Source organism: Acinetobacter sp. FB (genome assembly GCF_056033405.1).
Genome location: NZ_CM148502.1, coordinates 1,198,861 through 1,220,361 on the forward strand (window position 1 = coordinate 1,198,861; position 21,501 = coordinate 1,220,361).

Here is a 21,501-nt window from a genome sequence, read left to right on the forward strand (position 1 = left end):
CAGTCTGTTTGCGATAGACTGGCTTTTTGTTTAGGCGGTTCTTAAGATCAAAGCACCAATTAAAATGATGCATGAGGAGATAATCCGTACCGCATTAATACGTTCTTTTAGAATAAAGATCGAAATCAGCGTAGCAAATAAAATCGAGGTTTCTCTTAGTGCGGCAACAATCGCAACAGGTACAAGTGTCATTGCCCACAGTGCCAAACCATAAGAGAAAAAAGAAGCGATTCCACCAATTAAACCTAAATGCCAATTATGTCGAAAATACTCACCCATCTGACGATACTGCATTTTCAGGGCAAAGATAAAAAAGATCAGTCCTGAGAGTACGAAACTCCAGAGGATATAGGCAATGGCTGATCCTGCAAGGCGAACGCCATGACCATCTAGCAAGGTATAGCCCGCAATCAGCACGGCATTGACTAAGGCCAGACCAATACCTTTGCGTCCCGTTTTGGGCGCAGCCAGAATCATTGATAAAATGCCAACGGAAATGGTGATGATGCCTAGCCATGCATTAAATTGCAGTTGTTCATGCAATAACAAAGTACCTAAAACAGCCACAATCAGTGGTGCTGTGCCACGCATTAAGGGATAAGTCAGGCCCATATCGGCAACGCGATAGATTTTAGCCACCATGCCAAAATACAGAATCTGTATTGCCGTTGAGGCCAAAATATAAGGCCAGCTCTCGCGATGCGGCATGGGGAAAAAGGGCAACAGGAGTGCTGCTAAAACTGCTGCGGATGCAGTGACCAGTACCGTGGTTAAAAATTTATTTGTCCCCGCTTTTACAATGGCATTCCATGTGGCATGACATGTTGCTGCAAGTAAAATAAGGCCAAATATTGCCGTGCTCATAAGCTGCCTGTTAATTCATGATCTTGCTAATGTGCATGATGTGGCTGAAAAAATAAAGCAGGCAGCTTAGCGCGATTATAGAAATACTTTCTCGGTATTTGGATTGATCGGTTCAATCGGTTGGATCAACTGACCACGGCTTAGATTCTGAATATGCTGTAAACGGTTAATCAGTTCATTTTGAATGAACAGGATACAGGTCTGTAATTTAGATGAGCTTTTTAAACGTGAAGGATAAACCGCCCAAACATCAGCATCTTGCCAGTACTCAGGCAAGATATGTTGTAATTGACCGCTAATCAATTCATCCGCCACATCCCAAATCGAACGTAAGATAATGCCATGTCCTTCAATTGCCAACTGGTGAATAATCTCGCCATTATTGGAAATGAAGCGTGGCGTGACATGTACAGACCGATCTTCCGAAGGATGACGTAATTTCCATAATACTGAGGATTGGTCACGCTCACTGATGGTAAGGCAATCGTGGTTGCGTAAATCTTCCAGACTTTCAGGCATGCCTTGTTGCAACAAATAGCTGGGTGCAGCGCAGAAAATGCGGAAGTTCGACACCAGTTTTTTGGCAATCATATTCGGGGCAATCTCATTGCCAATCCGAATATCCAGATCAATGCTGTGTTGAATCAGGTCTTTGGTGTTGTCGATGGTATCAAATTGAATTTCCAGTTTAGGGTACATGGTCATCAATTTAGACAATATAGGCGCGACATGTTTACGGCCAAAACCGAAGCTGCTGACAATGTCGAGATGACCCGTGGGCGTGCTTAATGGGTTATTCACCAGTTCACTGATTTCATCAAATTCATCCAGAATATTGGAGACCCGATCCAGAATCAGTTTGCCATCTTCGGTCAAACTGACATGACGGGTACTGCGATGGAACAGTTTGCAGTTCAGGTTGGTTTCTAAAATATTGATGCGTTTACTGATAAATGCAGGTGAAGCGCCCAGCTCCTCAGCTGAATCGACAAAACTCTTGCGTTTGGCGACTGTGCAAAAAACCTTTAAATCCGATAGGTTAGGTAGATTATTCACGATCCGTGTCCATTGGGGTGATAGTTTTCTTATTGATCATTGCTGTCGAAAACAGCATGTTTACAGCTAAGGATATTAACCAAAGGTGTAAGGGAGCGTTATGGCAAAAAAGTATAAAGTTGCCACGATTGCGGGTGATGGGATTGGTTTAGAAGTTCTACCAGAAGGGATTAAGGTTGTAAAGGCAGCAGCAGACAAATATGGCATTCAACTTCAAATCGATAGCTTCGATTGGGCCAGCTGTGATTATTACCTTGAACACGGCAAAATGATGCCGGATAACTGGTTTGAAGTCTTGCAGCAATATGATGCAATTTTCTTTGGTGCAGTGGGTTGGCCTGATAAGGTGCCTGATCACATTTCACTATGGGGATCATTGCTGCAGTTCCGTCGTCGTTTTGATCAGTATGTGAATTTACGTCCGGTTCGGTTAATGCCTGGGGTGAAATGTCCACTGGCTGGCAAACAACCCGGCGATATCGATTTTTATGTGGTGCGTGAAAACAGCGAAGGTGAATATTCTGCCATTGGTGGTAAAGCCTTTGAAGGTACCGATCGTGAGTTTGTCTTGCAGGAAGCAGTGTTTACCCGTCATGGTGTCGATCGTATCTTAAAATATGCCTTTGAGTTTGCCGATCAGCGTGAGGCTAAAAAAATCACGGCTGCAACCAAATCCAATGGCATTGCCGTCAGCATGCCGTACTGGGATGAACGTGTCGATGAAATGGCAAAACACTATCCGCAAATCAAGGCAGATAAACAGCATGTTGATATTTTAGCGGCACGTTTTGTTCTACAGCCTGAGCGTTTTGATGTGGTGGTGGCATCGAATTTATTTGGTGACATTTTGTCGGATTTAGGCCCTGCATGTACCGGTACCATTGGTTTGGCGGCTTCGGCCAACCTCAACCCTGAACGTAAATTCCCGTCATTGTTTGAACCTGTGCATGGTTCAGCACCCGATATTTACGGTCAGCAGATTGCCAACCCGATTGCGGCGATCTGGTCGGGTGCGATGATGTTGGATTTCTTGGCAGATGGAGATGAGCAGGTCATTCAGGCAGGACAGGAAATCATGCAGGCGATTGAGTATGTGTTGGTACATGGCCCGAAAACGCCTGATGTTGGTGGAACGGCAAAAACCTATGAAGTGGGCGATGCGATTGCATCCTGTGTGACTCAGCAAAAAATGGATTTATTCGCGATGGAGTAAGTACCCCTGAGGGAATAGTCACTATCCGAGATGGATTGAATAGATATGGATAATCAAATTACAAAGCCTTATACAGATAAGACGCTTGCGATCACCAGTCTTGCCGTTGTATTTACTTCGGTGGCTGGTCTGGCAATCTACTCATCTGAATCAATACAACTAGCAGCAAAATGGATGCAATGGACCACGTCGGTGTTTACCACGCCAGTCCTGTTATTTGCTTTTTTATCAATTATTTTTACTTTCGGTTTGGCCTTTAGTAAATACGGCAAAATCAAGCTCGGTGAAGGTAAGCCCCAATATAGCACCATGTCATGGATTTTCATGTTCATATTGTCGGGGATTGGGTCATCTACCTTGTACTGGGGCTTTCTAGACTGGGCCTATTATTATCAAACACCGGGTTTGAATTTAGCCCCTGAGTCGGCTGAAGCACTGAAATACAGCGTGGCCTATTCCTTCTTTCACTCTGGTTTGAGTGCATGGTCGATCTATGCTTTGGCATCGATTTCACTGTGCTATAGCTACCATGTCAGAAAGAATAAAGGCTTGAGTCTCGCATCTATGATTGAAGCAGTGACAGGCTTTAAAGCAACGGGTCCAGTTGGTCGCGTGGTCGATTTGATGTTCTTGCTGTGTATGTTTGGTGCCTTGACCATTTCACTAGTACTGACTGCGGTGACTTTTACCAATATTCTGTCGCAACTCACGGGTATTCCCAATACCTTCATGACCAAAGTCATCATTATCTTAGCGGTGTCAGTGTTATTCGCCCTCAGCTCTTATGTCGGTATGGATAAAGGCATGCAGCGTTTAAGTCATATGGTGTGCTTGGGTGTGGTGCTGTTTGCGATCTATGTGCTGTGCTTTGGACCAACCCAATTCATTATGAATAATTCATTGATGAGTTTTGGTCTGATGGCGACTAACTTTGTCGATATGAGTCTGTTTACCGACCCGATGGGCGATGGAAAATTTACCCGTGAATGGACGGTGTTCTATTGGTTATGGTGGATTTCTTATGCACCCGGTGTGGCGTTGTTTGTGACCCGTGTATCTAAAGGACGCACCATTAAAGAAGTGATTCTTGCCATGGTCATCGGCGGTAGCGTTGGTTTATGGTTCATCTTTGGGGTATTTGAAAATTACAGCGTTCATAGCTTTATTCACGGCATGGTCAATGTTCCGCAAATCTTGAGCCAACAGGGCGGTGAAGTGGCGATTGGTCAACTGCTCGGTTTATTGCCAGCAGGCAAGCTGATGATGTGGTTGTTCCTTGGCATTATGGTGATTTTCCTTGCAGCACATATGGATGCGGTGGGCTATGCGGTTTCTGCTACCTGCACCCGTGGTCTAAGTGAAGGGCAAGACCCATCTCCGAATGCGCGTTTGTTTTGGTGTCTGATGTTAACCCTGGTACCGATTGCGATGATTTTCTCAAAGGCACCCTTAGACACCATGAAAACGGCCACCATTGTGACTGCCTTACCGTTTATTGTGATTATTTTGATACAGACCTATGGCTTGGTGAAATGGTTGATTGAGGATTATTCCAAAGTGCCATCGCATTTGATTGAACAGCGCAGCTTTAGTGATCTGGACGCACTTGAGCATACTGACTCGAATCAACAGATGCAGATTGATATTGCGGCAACACCACTTGCACATAAAAGCAGTCAAAAGGAATTGTCATGACACAGCAACCGAACACGCACTATGAGTTAAGTGAAGAAATGCAAAGTCTGGTGTACTGGAGCAGCATTTATTCAGCAGCGGATAACGATATTGATTCAATACGTGCAGCCTATGATGCGATGTGCTTGCACTACACCTTACCACGCGATGGAACGGTGAATATTGAAGATAAAACTGTTGCGCATGCCACTCATCCCGTCAATGTTCGGTTGTATTCACCCTTGGGCCAAGCACCTGCGCAAGGTTGGCCTTGCGTGTTGTTTATCCATGGGGGTGGCTGGATGTTAGGTAATTTAGATTCGCATGAATTTATCACCCGTTATTTATGTCGTGATTTGAATGTTGCGGTATTGAGTGTGGATTATCGTTTGGTGCCCGAACATCATTTCCCAGCCGCTTATGAAGACTGTGAAATGGTCTATCACTGGCTCCGCGCGCATGGCGCAGACTGGAACATTGATCCAACGCAGATTGCCTTAGCAGGCGACAGTGCGGGTGGCAATTTAGCCGCGGCACTGGCGGTTCAGCTACAGCATACAGGCAATCAGGCATGTGGTTTGGCTTTGATCTATCCATGTTTGGTCAGTAGTTTTGATACCGCGTCTTGTCAGCAGCACGCACGGGCGCCGTTATTGACACTCGAGGAAATGCATTATTACCTGAAGGAATATGCACCGAATGCAAATGACTGGAAAGATACACGTTTAGCACCATTGAGCGCACAGGATTTTTCTGACATGCCACGTAGCTTTGTTGCGGTGGCTGAATACGATCCACTGAGTGACGACGGGCGTATTTTTGTGGACAAGTTAAAACAAGCCAATATTGCCGCCGAGTTTTATCTTGGCAAAGGATTACTACATGGCAGTTTACGTTTAGTACGGGATTGTCCTGTGGTGCAGGATTTATATCAGCACATGCTGAATTCGTTAAAGCAAATGTTCAAGTGATTTGAACATCAGCCAATTTTGATAAAACGGTCGTTAGGACAAAACAGTTTAATGGAGTAAAACCATGAATGCAGTTGAAAAATTACCAGAAGATTTCTGTTCAAACCCAGATGTGGCATGGACATTTCCAAAAGTGTTCTATACCTCATCTCAGGTATTTGAGCGTGAAAAAGAAGAAATTTTTGCGAAAAGCTGGATTTGCGTGGCACATGGCAGTGAAGTTGCCCAGAACAATGACTATATTACCCGTAAGGTGATAGGTGAAAACATCATCGTGATTCGCGGCAAAGACAGCGTGTTACGTGCATTTTATAATGTTTGCCCACATCGTGGTCATGAGCTTTTAAGCGGCAGCGGTAAAGCCAAAAACGTGATTACCTGTCCCTACCATGCATGGACATTCAAGCTGGATGGGAGTTTGGCTTTGGCGCGTAACTGCGATCATGTTGAGTCTTTCGACAAGCAAAACTCCAGCATGGTGCCATTAAAAGTTGAAGAATATGGTGGTTTTGTCTTTATCAATATGGATGAAAATGCCACTTGTGTTGAAGATCAACTGCCTGAGTTTGCACAAAAACTGAATGAAGCTTGTGCCGTAATCAAAGACTTGAAACTGGCTGCACGTTTCGTAACGGAAACACCTGCCAACTGGAAAGTGATCGTGGATAACTATTTAGAATGTTATCACTGTGGCCCAGCGCATCCTGGTTTTGCTGATTCTGTTCAGGTGGATAAATATTGGCATACCACGCATCAAAATTGGACGCTGCAATATGGTTATGCACGTTCTTCAGAGAAGTCATTCAAGCTTGATTCATCTGTAAAAGATCCGACCTTTAGTGGTTTCTGGACTTGGCCTTGCACCATGTTTAACGTACCACCGGGTGCAAATTTCATGACCGTGATCTATGAGTTCCCGATGGATGCGGAAACCACTTTGCAGCACTATGACATTTTCTTCATCAATGAAGAATTGACTCAAGATCAGAAAGACCTGATTGAATGGTATCGCAATGTCTTCCGTCCTGAAGACCTCGAACTGGTTGAAAGCGTGCAACGTGGTTTAAAATCACGGGGTTATCGTGGTCAAGGTCGTATCATGACCGACAAGCAACGTTCAGGAATAAGTGAACACGGTATTGCTTATTTCCAAAATCTTGTTGCGCAATACCACAAATAATTTTATCTCAGGCATCAGATAATTTAAGGTGCGGTGATCAGGCCGTACCTTGCTTTCAATCGATAGGAACATGACATGTCAAGTTTGCAAGCAAGTCCGTTATTTCAACAACGCGGATTGATCAATGGTCAATGGGTGAGTGCACAATCCGATGCCACCATTGCTGTGACCAACCCTGCGACAGGTGAAGAAATTGGCGTCATTCCAAATATGGGCGCAGCAGAAGCTACTGAAGCGGTTGAAGTGGCGTATCAAGCTTTAGCTGCATGGAAAGGTTTGACTGCACAAAAACGTGCAGACCTGTTATTGGCTTGGTATCAACTGGTTTTGGCGCATGCTGATGATTTAGCACGAATGATGACCATTGAACAGGGCAAGCCCGTAGCCGAGGCTTTGGGTGAAGTGAAATATGCGGCCTCATTTATCCAATGGTTTGCAGAAGAAGGCAAGCGTGTTTATGGCGACGTGATTCCAACCACCAATAGCCAGCAGCGTTTTATTATCACCAAAGAACCTGTCGGCGTGGTTGCCGCGATTACGCCGTGGAATTTCCCGATTGCCATGATTACCCGTAAAGCGGCACCTGCTTTGGCAGCAGGCTGTACCATCGTAATCAAGCCTGCCAATGAAACCCCGTATTGTGCACTTGCGCTTGCCAAACTGGCAGAAATGGCGGGCATCCCAGCGGGTGTCATTAATGTGGTCACTGGCAAATCACAAGAGATTGGTTCGGTCTTTAGCAGTCATGAAAAAGTCAAAAAATTGACTTTTACTGGTTCTACACCTGTCGGTCGTTTATTGATGCAGCAATGTTCAGGCACCATTAAAAAGTTGGCGCTGGAATTGGGTGGTAATGCACCACTGATCGTGTTTGATGATGCGGATCTGGATAAAGCGGTACAAGGTGCAATTTTTGCCAAGTTCCGTAATGCAGGGCAGACCTGTGTTTGTGCCAATCGGATCTATGTACATGACAAGGTTTATCAGGCCTTTACCGAGAAATTTGTGCAGGAAGTACAGAAATTCAAAATCGGCAATGGTTTGGAACCGAATGTGCAGATCGGACCATTAATCAATGACAAAGCGGTGTTAAAAGCAAAACAGTTGATTGATGATGCCTGTGGCAAAGGTGCCCAAGTGGCGTGCGGTGGTCAACAACATGCACTTGGACAAACTTTCTTTGAACCGACCGTATTAACTGATGTATCGCGTGATATGGAGATTGTTCAGGAAGAAATTTTTGGCCCAGTCGCACCGTTGATTCGCTTTACGGATGAAGCCGATGTGGTGGCCCAAGCCAACGATACGATTTTTGGTTTGGCTGCTTATGTGTATAGCGAAAACATTTCACGGATCTGGCGTGTCGCTGAACAGCTGGAATATGGCATGGTCGGGATGAATTCCACCGCTATTTCCAACGAAGTCGTGCCATTTGGTGGTGTCAAACAGTCAGGAGTGGGGCGTGAAGGTTCTAAATACGGTTTAGAAGAATTTATGACCATTAAGTATATGTGTTTAGGATTATAGCAATACAGCCTGTTGGGATACGCTGAATGATCGCTCCAACAGGCCATTTGCGTTTAAAAATAGAAAATGCTGAGATGAGCAGCAGGCGGTAAAGAGGATTTAGACATGGCTAGTCATTATGAAATGTTTGCATCAGTGGTCACACGTGTAGAGCAACTGACTCCACTGATCAAACGGTTTACATTTAAACGTCAGGACGGACAAAATTTCCCTCAATTCGATGGCGGCAGTCATATCATTGTGAAAATGAATGACCAGCTGTCCAATGCCTATTCACTGATGAGCTGTGCTCAAGATTTATCGACCTACCAAGTCTGTGTCCGTAAAGATATTGACGGTAAAGGTGGTTCAGTCTTTATGCATGATCAGTGCAATGAAGGCTGTGAAATTCTGATTTCTGAACCAAAGAATTTGTTTCCATTGGCGGCAGATGGCGAGAAACATATTCTAATTGCCGGCGGAATTGGCATCACCCCATTTGTACCACAAATGGATGAGTTGGCTGTACGCGGTGCCGAGTATGAGTTGCATTATGCCTATCGTTCGCCAGAACATGCAGCACTGTTGGAAGAACTCAAGCAGAAACATGGCGAACATATATTTAGCTATGTTGACTCAGATGGAAAATGTCTGGATCTGGACCAGTTGATTGGCACTCAACCCAAAGGCACGCATGTGTATGTGTGTGGCCCTAAGCCAATGATTGATGCGGTGATCGATCGTTGTAATTACCATCGTTACCGTGATGAATATATTCACTGGGAACAGTTTGCATCTACGGTACCTGAAGAGGGTGAAGCATTTACGGTTGTATTGGCGAAATCCAATCAAGAAGTGGAAGTACAAGGCAATCAAACCATTTTGCAAGCGATTGAATTGCTTAATATTGATGTGGAATGTTTATGTCGTGAAGGTGTGTGTGGCACGTGTGAAACCATGATTCTAGAAGGTGAGGCAGAGCATTTTGACCAATATCTCAGTGATGATGAAAAAGCATCACAGCAGTCGATGATGATCTGTGTGTCACGGGCTAAAGGTAAAAAGTTAGTATTGGACTTATAATTAATCTATCTCATCGAGCTGAAATCTAAATTAGAAGAGAAATTAATATTTTAAATTGGCTTTTAAAGTATTAATTTCCTTAATGAATCATTTGAATTTTTTTGATAATGCAAACTGGAAATTTTTTTAGAATTTATTTTTTAAATCATGAACTGATAAAAGGGTTAAAAATGTAAAATTTTCTGAAATATTTTTAAATAATATTGTAACTGTATGGTTAGTTTAATATTAAAGAAATTTCTAACCAGTGCTTAATTTCAACCACTTAGTCGTCTAAAAAATAAAAACATAATAGTTATAAGTTTTGTTACAAGCTATTAGTCGACAATCGATAGAAAATTTCCCATAGTCCTATCAACAATATTTTGGGAAGAAGTATTATGGATAAGATTACGGTAATTATTAAAGATCAAGAAGAAAATGAATCGATTGTTGTGGCACAGCTCAATGATTTAGAAGACCAAGATATTCCTTTTTTTAAACGAGTTGAGCATATTGAAGTAGAAGGGAATATCATTTTTCCAAATATCGATTTACTTTTTGAAAGTGATATAGATGGAAAAATTTATAAGTTAGTTGCACCTGTGAATGACAAAAGATTTATCTGACCTCAATTTTGTATTTTCAATACGATAAAAAAGACCCACTTATGAGATTCAAATAAGTGGGCTTTTATTTGAGAGCAACAAAAGTGATTTAAATCTTGAATGAAATCTAAAATAAAAATAATGAGCTTGTCGGTTTAAGGTGATCGTACAAGCCCTTAGTCATAGCAAATGATTCTTGAAAACAGTGTTATGTGATCTCAATGAATTGGGCTAAGCCCTTTAACAATGTCATTAAACTCAGAGCCATTGAGCCAAAAAGATTTTTTTAGAAAAAGGGTAGTCATAATACTTTCCGCTGCTTCACTATTTTGGTTCTCACAAAATAGTCCATAGCTCTCACCTAATACAGTGTTGTTCTCGATGAGACGAATAAAGAAAGCATGTTGTTCGTCAGCATAACCTAGAATAGCATCACGTCGATTGTTCATTTTTCATGTCTCCACATCAAAAAACTTTTGAGTAAAATCTACTGCTAACAGATCAAATATATTCTTGAATTAGATCAATGATTTAAGTTTTTAAAAATAAATTTATTTTTAAACTATTGATTTTAAATACTAATATCAGCTTATTTCACATCCGTGTATTAGTTAAATAAGCCAAAATTTGATCTATTAAATTCATTGTTATGCAAAATTAATTGTACGTCAACTTGAATTTGTAACTTTTTCAAGTTAAATTATTTGTAAGTATTTTAAACTTGGGTAAGGAGGAATTATGTCCAAAAAAAATGAATTTGAGCATGGTGGTGCCCGAAGTAATGCAGGACGTAAAGCACAATTCAGTGAGCCAACCAAAGTCATCCGTGTTCCCGAATCTCAAGTTGATTTCATCAAAAATTGGTTACTGAATAATGTCAAAACCGATACTCGTACAGATTTGACTGCTCAAATGAAAATCCAAAATGTACAAGCAAAGAATGACCGAATTTATCATATTCCATTAGCAACTGAACGAGTTGCTGCGGGTTTTCCATCACCTGCCCAAGATTATGTTGAGCAATCACTCGATTTAAATGAATTTTTAATTCGTAACGAAAACTCGACTTTCATTGTCAAAGCCAACTCACTGTCGATGTTGGACGCAGGGATTGATATTGATGATCCATTAGTGGTGGACCGTAGTCTTTCAGCAAAGTCTGGGGATATAGTGATTGCTTTGATTGACAATGATTTTACTGTCAAACGTTTGATGATTGATCATCATTTCAGCCCTCCAAAGGTATGGTTAAAAGCTGAAAATCCAGATTACCAAAATATCTATATCACAGACGGACAAGAGTTACAGATTTGGGGTGTGGTGACGTATAACTTGAAGCCAATGAGGTAAGCCAATGAGCCTACCACAACGTATTTTTGCTTTAATTGATGTGAATAACTGTTATGTCAGTTGCGAGCGCGTGTTCAATCCAAAGTTAGAAAAGCGTCCTGTGGTGGTTCTATCTAATAACGATGGCTGTGTGGTTTCTCGCTCTTATGAAGCAAAAAAGCTCGGCATTCGTATGGCTGTGCCATTCTTTCAAATCGAAGATATTATTCGTCAGCATCAAGTGCAGGTCTTTTCCAGTAATTATGCTTTGTATGCGGAAATGTCGCGTCGTTTTATGAACATATTAGGCAACTTTGTAGATCCCTCTGAACAGGAAGTTTATTCGATTGATGAATGCTTTTTGGAGTTGACTGCCTATCAGCATAGTCACGATTTAACTGAATATGCACATCAAATTCTAGATACGGTGAAAAACTGGTTGGGTTTGCCATGTTGCATAGGCATTGGTTATTCCAAGACTCAAGCCAAACTGGCCAATAATCTAGCCAAGACACACGCCTGTTTTGATAGTGTCTGTAATATCGTTGCTGAAGACCCATGCGTTATTGAAGACTTGTTACAGCAGATGCCTGTAGGTGAAGTGTGGGGTGTTGGACGAAAGATTCGTCAGCGCTTAGAAAAAATGAATATCTACTCGGTGTTGGATTTGGTTCAAGCTGATCCTAAAATGTTAGGTAAGTATTTTTCTGTGGTCATGGAAAATACGGTTAAAGAATTACAAGGCATAGCTTGCTTAGAAATTGAAGATGTTGTGACAGATCGACGACAGGTGTTAAGTAGCCGTTCCTTTGGTCAGCCGATTGAGGATAAAACTAGCCTGAGTGGCGCTTTAACTGAATTTAGCTTACGTGCTATTGAGCGTTTGCGAAAGCAAAACTTACTGTGCAAAGCTGTTGGCGTTAGCATTCGTACCAATCGTTTTGACAAAGATCAATATTATCGCCCCTATACAGTGATGTATCTATCTGACTATAGCGATGATCGTTTAGAAATTATCAAAGCCGTGTTACAGGGGCTGGATCGAATTTATCAAGCTGGTCATCGTTATAAAAAAGCAGAAGTGATTTTATTGGATATTATCCCACAACATAGCCATGCAGTAGATTTATTCCATGACACCAATAAACTGATTGCTCGAAGAAATCTTTCGATCGCTTTTGATGATATTAATAAAAGATTTGGTCGGGATTGTATGACACTAGGGCGATTGATTACGCCGCATGGGCGAGCGTGGCGTATGAATCAAAACCATAAATCACCGAGTTATTTGACTAAGTGGGATGAGCTTCTGAGGGTTCTGTAAAGTATTAATGCTATAGCTTATATTTTTCAATATTAACCTTGAAACTCATTATTTTTCCTTGAGAAAGTTTGAATGTAACAAAGTAAGATCCTAATTATTTATTGAAGTATTTTAATAAAAATGTAGAAAATAGATGAATGAAAAATTATCTGTTCTTGTTAAATAATTGCCTAAATTAAAGATAAGCATATCTTTTAAATAATGAATTGAATTTGTATTGGTTTGATTGAACAAAAGGAAGCCATTTTGACGAGATCGGTTTATGTTAGACTACTCAACTTACGGTATCGCAAATTACCGTGAATAACCAGAATGAGTATGTGAGATGATTGGGCAGCAGAGAAACAGGCTAGCAGCTTTGGGAATAGATGTTTGGATTCCTAGGGAAGTTGTATGTCAAAAAAACACTGCTCCAAGTCTATGGCGAGATCAATTAATTGATGACGTTTCTGAGTCTACAGAACTTACATTTGAAGTTGCACCGATTTTAGAAGATATTCCAGCAACATCTGCACATACGCCACCGATCACCGAAATTGAAGTATCGCAGCAAACTAAAGTTGTTACAGAACCTATTGTTAAAGCAGCGCTTGATGTAAAAGAACAGATTGTTATTACTGCTCAGGTTCAGTCATTTGAATTGCAAATGTATGTGTTGGAAAACTGTGCCATTTTATTAGAAAGCAGTCAGCTCAGCGATGCTCAACGCCAACTTTGGCAAAATATTCAAAAGGCCAGATTAGGACAGTATGCTGAATTAAAATGGCCATTTCCTTTGGCTGCTTTTCAGGAAAGTCGGGGACTCTCCTCGTATATTCAAGGTTTTCTGGATGCAACCACAACACAAAAAAAGATATTGTGCTTAGGTCAAGTGGATTTTATTCAGCATTCTAATATCTTACATTTAGCGAGTTTAGAAGAAATGTTAGCCCAACCTTTATTAAAAAGACGGTTGTGGCAGCTCATGCAATAAAGATCGGAAATCGAATCATGAAGAAAGTTGTTGTATTCAGCCAAATAGATCAAGACGTTTTAGCGCAGTTACAGCAAGATTATCAGGTCGTGGTACTTAATCCTAAACTTGGTGATATCAACGACCAGATTCGAACAGAAGTTGTTGATGCTGATGCCATGATTGGCGCAGGACGAATGTTAAACGAAAGTAATTTGGCACCAGCCCAAAAACTTAAAATCATTTCGACAGTGTCTGTTGGTTATGATAATTATGATGTTAGCTATCTTAATCAAAAGAAAATTTGGCTCGCTAATACACCACATGTTTTGACAGAAACAACGGCTGATCTTGCTTTTACTTTGTTGCTGAGTGCCGCACGCAAAGTTCCATACCTTGATGCATGGACCAAACAAGGCCAGTGGAAACGAACGGTATCTACTGAACAATTTGGTATGGATGTTTTTGGTAAAACCCTAGGCATTATTGGCTTAGGGAATATTGGTGCTGCCATTGCCCGTCGTGGATTTTATGGTTTTAATATGAATATTTTGTACCATAACCGCCGTGAAAAGATTGAGGTGGCTCAAGCATTCAATGCTCAATATCGCGACTTAGATCAGTTATTGCAGCAGTCTGATTTTATTGTAGTTGCTGTCGATTTAAATCATGAATCCCAAGCACTGATTGGCGCAGAACAGTTTGACTTAATGCAAAAACATGCTGTCTTCGTCAATATTGCGCGTGGCTCTGTAGTAGATGAAGACGCTTTAATCGAAGCATTAAAACAAAATAAGATCTTTGCTGCTGGATTAGATGTCTATGCCAAAGAACCTCTGCAAAATTCAGCATTATTTGAGCTCCCAAATGCAGTAACCTTGCCGCATATTGGCTCAGCAACGACTGAAACGCGTCAGAAAATGGTGAAACTTGCCTATCAAAATTTAGTGGATGCACTACAAGATAGAACACCTCGTTATCTCGTTAATCCAAAGTTTGAATAATTGCTTACAATGCTGATCAGTCAATTGCTGCATTATTGTGCGGGTCTATCTTTTTAAGTTGATTAATATTGGTACACTTGCGCCTTTTGAAATTTTGTCTTCGGGGTGTCTGTGTTTGAGAAATTGGCTGAAAAAAGTTTAAATCTAATGGGTTGGGAACTGGATAATCATTGGGATTTGAATGTTGATCAATGCGTGATGATTGCAGCTCCGCATACCAGTAATTGGGATGCTTTATATGCACGGTTGGCATTAAAAGCTTTAGGTGTAAATGTTCGTCTTACGATTAAAGATAGTTATATGAAGTTTCCATTTGGTCCATTTGTACGTGCAATGGGTGGTATTGGGATTGATCGTAGCGTGAAACAAGAAGGACAAGCGCGACCGAGTATGGTTCAACTCATGAGTGACTTGTTCAAAACACATCCTAAATTAGTGATGTTAGTTACACCAGAAGGGACGCGTGCTAAACAAGAACAGTGGAAAACTGGTTTTTATCATGTTGCAACCACCGCAGGCGTACCGATTGCATTGGCGTATATGGATTATGCTAAAAAAAAAACAGGTGTAGGAAAAATTGTTTATCCTACGGGAGATTATGAAAAAGATATGGTTGAGATTATGTCTTTTTATGCAGAGATTAATGCAAAGTTTCCAGAGAAATTTAGTGTCGATCAACGTTATGTAAACACGAAATAATAGTGTTGATTTCAAAAATATAAACTAAGGTAGGATTTTCCTGCCTTTTATAACACTTCGTTGCAAATATCTTCATTTTCTAATGTTATATTAAATTTCTTTATTAGAATCATAGAGAAACGACTTGAGATCGCTGCTGCTTGCATGTGGTTTATTGGCCACAACTCAATTGAGTCATACTCAGATCTTTTTGCCTACACAGACAATTGGACAAACAGAAGTACCTGAAATTGGCAGTGGTATAGGTTTGCTTGATCAACAGAAAGAAAAACTGATTGGTGAAAAAGTTTATCGTGAAGTTCATCGACAAATGCCAACGGTACAAGATGCGTGGTTAGAAGATCAATTTCTACAGGTTTTTTCAGGTATTCTTAGTCAGACTCAGCTTGGTCAACCGATTGGTTTAGTGGTTATAAAAGATCCACAAATTAACGCATTTGCAGTGCCTGGTGGTTTGTTTGCATTAAATACAGGCTTAATTACATCTGCAAAAAATTTGGATGAAATAGCAGGAGTCATGGCACACGAGATCGCCCACGTTGCACAGCGACATTACAGTCGTTCACAAGAAGCATTTAAAGGACAGGGGCTACTTGCTCTTGCAGGTATTCTTGTCGGTGCGGCAATCGCATCTAAATCGGATGGTGATGTTGGGTCAGCGGTGATGTTAGGCACACAAGCCGCGTTGATGGACAAGCAACTCAGTTATAGTCGTAATCAAGAGCGTGAAGCAGACCGTATCGGTATGCAGTTTATGTATTCTGCTGGATACAACCCACAAAGTATGGCAGATTATTTTGAAACCATGCATCGTGAAACAAGTCGTGTGAGTTTCTTACCTGATTTTTGGCTCACTCATCCACTAACGACAGAGCGTATGAGTGAAGCCCGACTACGAGCAAACCAACTCCCAAAAGTAAAATCAAAAATATATGATCTTGATTTTGAGATTTTAAAGTTATATACGCTTGTAATTTCAAACCAAGCAACAGAAACTCAATTACAAGCTTTTGCAAATCAAAAAAATACAGCTGCACAATTAGCGCTAAGTAAATTTTATTTAGAACGTGGTGATTATACTCAGGCACAAGCAAATCTAGATTTGGTAAAAGCAAAGCTTAAATATCATGTATTGGTTCCACTGATTCAAACAGATATTTACTTAGGGCAAAATAAATTTGATCAGGCTTATAGTAGTATAAATTTTATTCAAAAAACGATGCCTGAAAATAGGGCTCTATCTTACAAACTTGCAGAAGTTTTAATTCGGCAAGGGCAGGCTGCTCAAGCTCAAACATTGGTTCAACGGTTTATTCATAAAAACCAGAGAGATATTGAAGGTTGGCAACTGTTGCAACAAGCAACAAACTTAGATAAAAGTTCGCCACTACAAGCAATTAATGTGCTTTGTTACCGTGCTGAAGCTGAGTATTGGTCAGGATATGAAGAAAATGCGATTAAATCGATGTTACACGCTCAGCGTTTAGCCAAAGGAAATTTAGCCATGTCAGCAAAAATTGACTCTCGCTTAAAACAAATGCAAGATGATCGACGTATGAAAATTTAATCTTTATCAAGAATTAAGAGAAATAAAAATGATCAAAGGGCAATGTTTGTGTGGTGCTGTGCAGTATCAATATCAGGGAATAATTGAAAATAGCATTTTATGTTATTGTACTGATTGCCAACAAGCGCAAGGTTCGATAGCTGGTTGGAATAGCCCGTTGGATCAAAACCAATTTGAAATTTTATCGGGTCAAGAGCAACTCAAGGAATATTTTCATACGGCTAAAAAAGCACGCGTATTTTGTCAAAATTGTGCCAGCCCACTTTATTCATATCGTACAGATTTACCTAATATTATTCGTCTGCGCTTGGGCACAGTCACGGAAGGAAATATTCCTGTACCAAAAGAAGAATTTTTTACTGAGCACAAACCAAACTTTATTGAATTAAGATAAGATTATTTGCGTAAAAAATCGCTGAGAAGTTAGAACATTTATGAAGAAAATTTTAGTTTTTATTTTTGCGATAAGCAGTGTGGGGATTAGCTCAGCAGCATCAGTTGAGCAATATGTAAATTCGGTTGAGAAAATTCGTAGTGTCTATGCACAGGATATTCGTAGTTTTTTACGTAGCCTTAATCCACAGATTTCACAGTTCACACCTGAGCAGCAAGCTCAGTATTGTGGTATTAATCAGCGTTTTATTCAGGATATGTCAGATGCGATTGAAAAAAATCGCTCATCCTTGCCGCCACAATACGCAAATATGACTAAACAGGATGTAATCAAACAAGTCACTGAGTCAAATGAGATGCAAATGCTAGTGAAATATAATGTTCAGTGTGATTTTAAGTAAAAATAATCTCTTGGGTTCATTATTTAATGAATCCAATTTTTAAATAGAATAATTTGTATAAGATAGAGGAAATTAAGCAGATTAGCTTAATTTTGCTTTAATTTTAGCAGATACTTGTGCAGGATCGGCACGCCCGGCTATGATCGGACGTAGAGAATTCATCACCTTACCCATATCTTTCATGCTAGTAGCTTCTTGAGCAGCAATCGTTTGCTCAATGATGGAATCAAGTTCTTCCTCAGTCATAGCGGCTGGTAGAAATTGAGAAATAACCTCAACTTCGGCTTGTTCCTTACTAGCTAAATCATCTCGACCAGCGCCAGAAAAGGCCTTGATCGATTCTTTACGTTGTTTAATTTGCTTTTCAATGACCGCAAGAACCTGAGCATCGTCAAGCTCTATGCGCTCATCGACTTCGATTTGCTTAATTGCTGCTTGTACACCACGAATAACCGTTACTGTTGCCATATCTTTGGCACGCATTGAGTTTTTTAATACGTCAGTAATTTGGTTTTTTAAAGTATTCATAGTCTCTTCAGCAGTCAATCACAAATTAATTAGTAAAGGCGAGTAGTACGTACAGATTCGCGAGTCAATTTCTTTTGATAACGCTTAACTGCCGCAGCTTTTTTACGCTTACGCTCTTGAGTTGGTTTCTCATAGAATTCACGCTTACGAACGTCAGCTAAAACACCCGCTTTTTCGCATGAACGCTTGAAACGACGGATAGCTACGTCTACTGGTTCGCCTTCTTTCAACTTAACTTGTGGCATGTAAAATCCTCTAAGATTATGGATAAGATCTAATGCACGATTGCACTAGATCGCAAGTGAAGGTCAGTATTTTACTCATTTACAACTCAGATCACAAGTCTATAATAGCTCTGATATTATTTTTGATCGTTGTAAAGGCAGTTTAATGATTGTTTTGGGCTTAGAAACTTCGTGTGATGAAACTGGGTTAGCACTCTATGATAGCGAGCTCGGCTTACGTGGACAGGTTTTGTATAGCCAAATTAAACTGCATGCAGAATATGGCGGTGTCGTTCCTGAATTGGCTTCACGTGATCATGTTCGTAAGATGATTCCTTTGATTAATCAATTGCTTGAGCAGAGTGGTGTTAAAAAGCAAGAGATTGATGCTGTTGCCTATACCCGTGGTCCAGGATTGATGGGTGCACTGATGACTGGAGCGCTATTTGGCCGCAGTTTGGCGTTTGCATTTAATAAACCTGCGATTGGTGTGCATCATATGGAAGGCCATATGCTTGCGCCATTACTTTCGGAAACTCCACCAGAATTTCCATTTGTCGCTTTATTAGTTTCAGGTGGTCACACTCAACTCATGGCAGCCTATGGGATCGGTCAATACGAATTGCTCGGCGAGTCAATTGACGATGCAGCAGGTGAAGCCTTTGATAAAGTCGCAAAAATGATGAAATTGCCTTATCCAGGTGGGCCGAATATTGCGAAATTGGCGTTACAGGGTGATGCCAAGGCATTTGAATTCCCACGACCAATATTACATCAAGGTTTGGATTTTTCTTTTAGCGGTCTTAAAACAGCGGTTTCTGTACAATTAAAAAAGCTAGGTGAAGAGAATCGTGATGCCGATGTGGCAGCTTCTTTTCAAGAAGCTGTTGTCGATACACTCGCTAAAAAATCAGTGAAAGCTTTAAAGCAAACAGGTTTAAAACGTTTGGTGATTGCAGGCGGTGTGAGTGCCAATCTAAGATTACGTGAGCAATTGGAAACATCACTTAAAAAAATCAAAGCTCAAGTCTATTATGCAGAGCCTGCATTGTGTACTGATAATGGCGCCATGATTGCCTTTGCTGGATACCAACGTTTAAAAGCTGGGCAGCATGATGGTTTAGCGGTGACGACGACACCAAGATGGCCAATGACTGAGTTACAACCGACCTAAAATGGAACTTATCATTTTTGTAGGTGGGCAAGCTTCAGGTAAATCAACATTCTTTAAGCGATATTTCTCTGATACTCATATTCGTCTCAATCTTGATATGTTGAAAACCAGACATCGTGAAAAAATATTGTTTGATGCCTGTTTAGAAGCAAAACAGAAAGTTGTTATTGATAATACCAATCCAAGTAAACTCGATCGAAAGATATATGTTCAAGATGCAAAAAATGCTCACTTTAAAGTGATCGCATACTATTTTGATAGCGGTTTGGATGATGCTCTTTTGCGGAATGAACAACGAGTAGGTAAGGCGAAAATTCCTAGAGTTGGTGTTATTTCAACTTTTAAAAAGTTAGAAATACCTGAACTTGATGAGGGTTTTGATGAAATTTACAGCGTTTCAATTGATCAAGAAAATGACTTTAATGTGAGATTGCTGTATCAAAGAGAACAATAATGAGATTTGAAGATTTAGATACAAGATTAAGAAAATATGAGACGGCTTACGATTTCTGTATTCCGCCCGAAAATTATATTGTCGTAAGGTTGGATGGTCGTGGTTTTACACGGTTAACCAAAGATATCTGGCAATTTGAAGCGCCATTTGATGTACATTTTAGAGATTTAATGGTAGAAACCACAACCCATTTATTACAGTGTGGTTTTAATATCGTTTATGGTTATACCCAGAGCGATGAAATTTCTCTTTTATTCCATTACCGCGATGAAAGTTTTAACCGTAAGGAACGCAAAATTCTTTCTATTTTAGCAGGTGAAGCCAGTGCAAAATTCTCAGTAATGCATGGTCAAATTGCTACTTTCGATGCTCGAGTTTGTGTTTTACCCAATTCGCAATTAGTAGATGACTATTTCCGTTGGAGACAAGAGGATGCTCATCGAAATGCATTAAATGCACACTGCTATTGGATGTTAAGAAAATCGGGTCATGCAGTAGCTGAAGCAACGGAACAAGTCAAAGGGTTAAATCGTCAAGAAAAGCATGATTTACTCTTTTCACAGCAGATTAATTTTAATGAACTTCCTGCATGGCAAAAACGTGGTACAGGTGTTTATTGGAAAGACGTTGAGAAAACGGGTCTGAATCCGAAAACTGGTGAAATTACACAAACGACAAGAAGGCAATTAGTTGCTGATTTTGATTTGCCTTTAAATGAGTTTTATAGTGAATTTATAGGTCAAAATTTTTTTTGAAAATATTTTTATGAACTACCGTTCATAATGGAGTTGTAAGTTGAAAATTTCTTATATTTTTACATGTGGCCGATTAGAGTCTTTATTTAAGATTCTCTGTCTCACTCAACAAGGTGAGAAAAAGGTCGAGTCAAAAGAAAAGGTCGTTGAACAATATAGAAAAGACATCGCTTTAGGACGTCCTTTTGAAGAAACTGAACTTTATCAAATAGTTGAACAAAGTGAAGAAAAGATTGTCATTAACCGCTTGAGTAATATTCTGCGTGAAAAACCTACTCAGCAGAAGGGGAGTTTTGACGCGGACGAATATAAGACTGGCGCATGGTCTGAGTTTAGTGATTATAAGCTGGCGGTTCGATTCTCAAATGCGAAAACCGAGTTAAGTGAAAAGCACTTTGCGAAAACGGGTGAATACATGACCAGTCGTGGTATTGCAAAATTGACAGGTTTCAATCCAAGTAATATTAAGAATATGCTGCATCATAAAAGAAGTGTAGTGAGAAAAATGCTCACAACCTTAGAGAAGTTAGCAAAAGAGTATTAATATTTAAGCTGTATTTTTG

The 21,501-nt window shown here is 40.4% G+C and carries 24 protein-coding genes; 19 read left to right on the forward strand and 5 right to left on the reverse strand.

Features of this window, described 5'->3' with window-relative positions; all coding sequences use genetic code 11:
• Positions 1–30 precede the first annotated feature (30 nt).
• The gene (locus tag AC0JIQ_RS05575) at positions 31–864 is read right to left on the reverse strand and encodes a DMT family transporter (RefSeq protein WP_474202886.1); all 834 of its coding nucleotides are present in this window, start codon (positions 862–864) and stop codon (positions 31–33) included.
• A gap of 75 nt (positions 865–939) precedes the next feature.
• On the reverse strand, positions 940–1,920 hold the full coding sequence (locus AC0JIQ_RS05580; RefSeq protein WP_159883030.1) for a LysR family transcriptional regulator: 981 nt from the start codon (positions 1,918–1,920) through the stop codon (positions 940–942).
• A gap of 100 nt (positions 1,921–2,020) precedes the next feature.
• Here AC0JIQ_RS05580 and AC0JIQ_RS05585 point away from each other — a divergent pair, with 100 nt between their 5' ends.
• From AC0JIQ_RS05585 to AC0JIQ_RS05615, 7 genes are all read left to right on the forward strand, one after another.
• Complete coding sequence (locus tag AC0JIQ_RS05585; protein ID WP_474202887.1) at positions 2,021–3,133, forward strand: tartrate dehydrogenase; 1,113 nt, start codon at positions 2,021–2,023, stop codon at positions 3,131–3,133.
• Positions 3,134–3,172: 39 nt separating this feature from the next.
• On the forward strand, positions 3,173–4,828 hold the full coding sequence (locus AC0JIQ_RS05590) for a BCCT family transporter (RefSeq protein WP_474203229.1): 1,656 nt from the start codon (positions 3,173–3,175) through the stop codon (positions 4,826–4,828).
• Positions 4,825–5,778: an alpha/beta hydrolase gene (locus AC0JIQ_RS05595; protein WP_474202888.1), complete on the forward strand. Its 954-nt coding sequence runs from the start codon at positions 4,825–4,827 to the stop codon at positions 5,776–5,778. Before AC0JIQ_RS05590 ends, AC0JIQ_RS05595 begins: the two co-directional genes overlap by 4 nt.
• A gap of 64 nt (positions 5,779–5,842) precedes the next feature.
• Positions 5,843–6,958, forward strand: coding sequence for a carnitine monooxygenase subunit alpha (gene cntA, locus AC0JIQ_RS05600; RefSeq protein WP_474202889.1), 1,116 nt, complete (start codon positions 5,843–5,845; stop codon positions 6,956–6,958).
• 75 nt (positions 6,959–7,033) lie between these two features.
• Positions 7,034–8,485 carry an NAD-dependent succinate-semialdehyde dehydrogenase gene (locus tag AC0JIQ_RS05605; RefSeq protein WP_474202890.1) on the forward strand — a complete coding sequence of 484 codons (1,452 nt, stop codon included), beginning with the start codon at positions 7,034–7,036 and terminating at the stop codon, positions 8,483–8,485.
• A gap of 105 nt (positions 8,486–8,590) precedes the next feature.
• Complete coding sequence (gene cntB, locus AC0JIQ_RS05610; RefSeq protein WP_474202891.1) at positions 8,591–9,547, forward strand: carnitine monooxygenase, reductase subunit CntB; 957 nt, start codon at positions 8,591–8,593, stop codon at positions 9,545–9,547.
• Positions 9,548–9,927: 380 nt separating this feature from the next.
• Positions 9,928–10,155 (forward strand): hypothetical protein, encoded by a 228-nt coding sequence (locus AC0JIQ_RS05615; protein ID WP_004662973.1) that lies wholly within the window; start codon positions 9,928–9,930, stop codon positions 10,153–10,155.
• Positions 10,156–10,352: 197 nt separating this feature from the next.
• Here the strand turns inward: AC0JIQ_RS05615 and AC0JIQ_RS05620 are convergent, their stop codons facing one another.
• On the reverse strand, positions 10,353–10,583 hold the full coding sequence (locus AC0JIQ_RS05620) for a hypothetical protein (RefSeq protein WP_346509981.1): 231 nt from the start codon (positions 10,581–10,583) through the stop codon (positions 10,353–10,355).
• Between the two features lie 289 nt (positions 10,584–10,872).
• On the opposite strand from AC0JIQ_RS05620, the gene AC0JIQ_RS05625 reads away from it, so the two are divergent.
• The 8 genes from AC0JIQ_RS05625 (at position 10,873) to AC0JIQ_RS05660 (ending at position 17,803) form a co-directional block, all read left to right on the forward strand.
• Complete coding sequence (locus AC0JIQ_RS05625; protein WP_005159261.1) at positions 10,873–11,484, forward strand: LexA family protein; 612 nt, start codon at positions 10,873–10,875, stop codon at positions 11,482–11,484.
• A 4-nt stretch (positions 11,485–11,488) separates the two neighbouring features.
• Positions 11,489–12,787, forward strand: a complete 1,299-nt coding sequence (locus tag AC0JIQ_RS05630; RefSeq protein WP_474202892.1) for a Y-family DNA polymerase — start codon at positions 11,489–11,491, stop codon at positions 12,785–12,787.
• 325 nt (positions 12,788–13,112) lie between these two features.
• A complete protein-coding gene (locus AC0JIQ_RS05635) occupies positions 13,113–13,760 on the forward strand; it encodes a hypothetical protein (protein WP_346509986.1) in 648 nt (215 codons plus the stop codon).
• Positions 13,761–13,777: 17 nt separating this feature from the next.
• A complete protein-coding gene (locus tag AC0JIQ_RS05640; RefSeq protein WP_474202893.1) occupies positions 13,778–14,743 on the forward strand; it encodes a 2-hydroxyacid dehydrogenase in 966 nt (321 codons plus the stop codon).
• 111 nt (positions 14,744–14,854) lie between these two features.
• The gene (locus tag AC0JIQ_RS05645) at positions 14,855–15,442 is read left to right on the forward strand and encodes a 1-acyl-sn-glycerol-3-phosphate acyltransferase (protein WP_004662966.1); all 588 of its coding nucleotides are present in this window, start codon (positions 14,855–14,857) and stop codon (positions 15,440–15,442) included.
• A 154-nt stretch (positions 15,443–15,596) separates the two neighbouring features.
• Positions 15,597–17,009, forward strand: coding sequence for a M48 family metalloprotease (locus AC0JIQ_RS05650; RefSeq protein ID WP_474203230.1), 1,413 nt, complete (start codon positions 15,597–15,599; stop codon positions 17,007–17,009).
• A 28-nt stretch (positions 17,010–17,037) separates the two neighbouring features.
• Positions 17,038–17,403, forward strand: coding sequence for a GFA family protein (locus tag AC0JIQ_RS05655; protein ID WP_474202894.1), 366 nt, complete (start codon positions 17,038–17,040; stop codon positions 17,401–17,403).
• A gap of 40 nt (positions 17,404–17,443) precedes the next feature.
• Positions 17,444–17,803: a hypothetical protein gene (locus tag AC0JIQ_RS05660; RefSeq protein WP_474202895.1), complete on the forward strand. Its 360-nt coding sequence runs from the start codon at positions 17,444–17,446 to the stop codon at positions 17,801–17,803.
• Between the two features lie 81 nt (positions 17,804–17,884).
• Here AC0JIQ_RS05660 and AC0JIQ_RS05665 read toward each other — a convergent pair whose 3' ends face one another.
• Together AC0JIQ_RS05665 and rpsU are read right to left on the reverse strand one after the other, a co-directional pair.
• Positions 17,885–18,331: a GatB/YqeY domain-containing protein gene (locus tag AC0JIQ_RS05665; protein WP_004808327.1), complete on the reverse strand. Its 447-nt coding sequence runs from the start codon at positions 18,329–18,331 to the stop codon at positions 17,885–17,887.
• Positions 18,332–18,360: 29 nt separating this feature from the next.
• Positions 18,361–18,576, reverse strand: a complete 216-nt coding sequence (gene rpsU / locus AC0JIQ_RS05670) for a 30S ribosomal protein S21 (RefSeq protein ID WP_004652785.1) — start codon at positions 18,574–18,576, stop codon at positions 18,361–18,363.
• Between the two features lie 145 nt (positions 18,577–18,721).
• Here rpsU and tsaD point away from each other — a divergent pair, with 145 nt between their 5' ends.
• The 4 genes from tsaD to AC0JIQ_RS05690 are packed head-to-tail and all read left to right on the forward strand — an operon-like array spanning position 18,722 to position 21,482.
• Positions 18,722–19,729, forward strand: coding sequence for a tRNA (adenosine(37)-N6)-threonylcarbamoyltransferase complex transferase subunit TsaD (gene tsaD / locus AC0JIQ_RS05675; protein WP_178883191.1), 1,008 nt, complete (start codon positions 18,722–18,724; stop codon positions 19,727–19,729).
• A 1-nt stretch (position 19,730) separates the two neighbouring features.
• A complete protein-coding gene (locus AC0JIQ_RS05680; RefSeq protein WP_474202896.1) occupies positions 19,731–20,183 on the forward strand; it encodes an ATP-binding protein in 453 nt (150 codons plus the stop codon).
• Positions 20,183–20,938 carry a tRNA(His) guanylyltransferase Thg1 family protein gene (locus AC0JIQ_RS05685; protein ID WP_474202897.1) on the forward strand — a complete coding sequence of 252 codons (756 nt, stop codon included), beginning with the start codon at positions 20,183–20,185 and terminating at the stop codon, positions 20,936–20,938. Before AC0JIQ_RS05680 ends, AC0JIQ_RS05685 begins: the two co-directional genes overlap by 1 nt.
• 40 nt (positions 20,939–20,978) lie before the next feature.
• A complete protein-coding gene (locus AC0JIQ_RS05690) occupies positions 20,979–21,482 on the forward strand; it encodes a hypothetical protein (protein WP_474202898.1) in 504 nt (167 codons plus the stop codon).
• Positions 21,483–21,501: the final 19 nt, after the last annotated feature.

Excerpts from the sequence above, each read along its gene's own strand:
- AC0JIQ_RS05635 (WP_346509986.1), top strand. The coding sequence starts at position 13,113 with ATGATTGGGCAGCAGAGAAACAGGCTAGCAGCTTTGGGAATAGATGTT.
- AC0JIQ_RS05615 (WP_004662973.1), top strand. The coding sequence starts at position 9,928 with ATGGATAAGATTACGGTAATTATTAAAGATCAAGAAGAAAATGAATCG.
- rpsU (WP_004652785.1), bottom strand. The coding sequence starts at position 18,576 with ATGCCACAAGTTAAGTTGAAAGAAGGCGAACCAGTAGACGTAGCTATC.
- tsaD (WP_178883191.1), top strand. The coding sequence starts at position 18,722 with ATGATTGTTTTGGGCTTAGAAACTTCGTGTGATGAAACTGGGTTAGCA.
- AC0JIQ_RS05575 (WP_474202886.1), bottom strand. The coding sequence starts at position 864 with ATGAGCACGGCAATATTTGGCCTTATTTTACTTGCAGCAACATGTCAT.
- AC0JIQ_RS05585 (WP_474202887.1), top strand. The coding sequence starts at position 2,021 with ATGGCAAAAAAGTATAAAGTTGCCACGATTGCGGGTGATGGGATTGGT.
- AC0JIQ_RS05595 (WP_474202888.1), top strand. The coding sequence starts at position 4,825 with ATGACACAGCAACCGAACACGCACTATGAGTTAAGTGAAGAAATGCAA.
- cntA (WP_474202889.1), top strand. The coding sequence starts at position 5,843 with ATGAATGCAGTTGAAAAATTACCAGAAGATTTCTGTTCAAACCCAGAT.
- AC0JIQ_RS05655 (WP_474202894.1), top strand. The coding sequence starts at position 17,038 with ATGATCAAAGGGCAATGTTTGTGTGGTGCTGTGCAGTATCAATATCAG.
- AC0JIQ_RS05625 (WP_005159261.1), top strand. The coding sequence starts at position 10,873 with ATGTCCAAAAAAAATGAATTTGAGCATGGTGGTGCCCGAAGTAATGCA.
- AC0JIQ_RS05660 (WP_474202895.1), top strand. The coding sequence starts at position 17,444 with ATGAAGAAAATTTTAGTTTTTATTTTTGCGATAAGCAGTGTGGGGATT.
- cntB (WP_474202891.1), top strand. The coding sequence starts at position 8,591 with ATGGCTAGTCATTATGAAATGTTTGCATCAGTGGTCACACGTGTAGAG.
- AC0JIQ_RS05680 (WP_474202896.1), top strand. The coding sequence starts at position 19,731 with ATGGAACTTATCATTTTTGTAGGTGGGCAAGCTTCAGGTAAATCAACA.
- AC0JIQ_RS05665 (WP_004808327.1), bottom strand. The coding sequence starts at position 18,331 with ATGAATACTTTAAAAAACCAAATTACTGACGTATTAAAAAACTCAATG.
- AC0JIQ_RS05605 (WP_474202890.1), top strand. The coding sequence starts at position 7,034 with ATGTCAAGTTTGCAAGCAAGTCCGTTATTTCAACAACGCGGATTGATC.
- AC0JIQ_RS05620 (WP_346509981.1), bottom strand. The coding sequence starts at position 10,583 with ATGAACAATCGACGTGATGCTATTCTAGGTTATGCTGACGAACAACAT.
- AC0JIQ_RS05640 (WP_474202893.1), top strand. The coding sequence starts at position 13,778 with ATGAAGAAAGTTGTTGTATTCAGCCAAATAGATCAAGACGTTTTAGCG.
- AC0JIQ_RS05630 (WP_474202892.1), top strand. The coding sequence starts at position 11,489 with ATGAGCCTACCACAACGTATTTTTGCTTTAATTGATGTGAATAACTGT.
- AC0JIQ_RS05685 (WP_474202897.1), top strand. The coding sequence starts at position 20,183 with ATGAGATTTGAAGATTTAGATACAAGATTAAGAAAATATGAGACGGCT.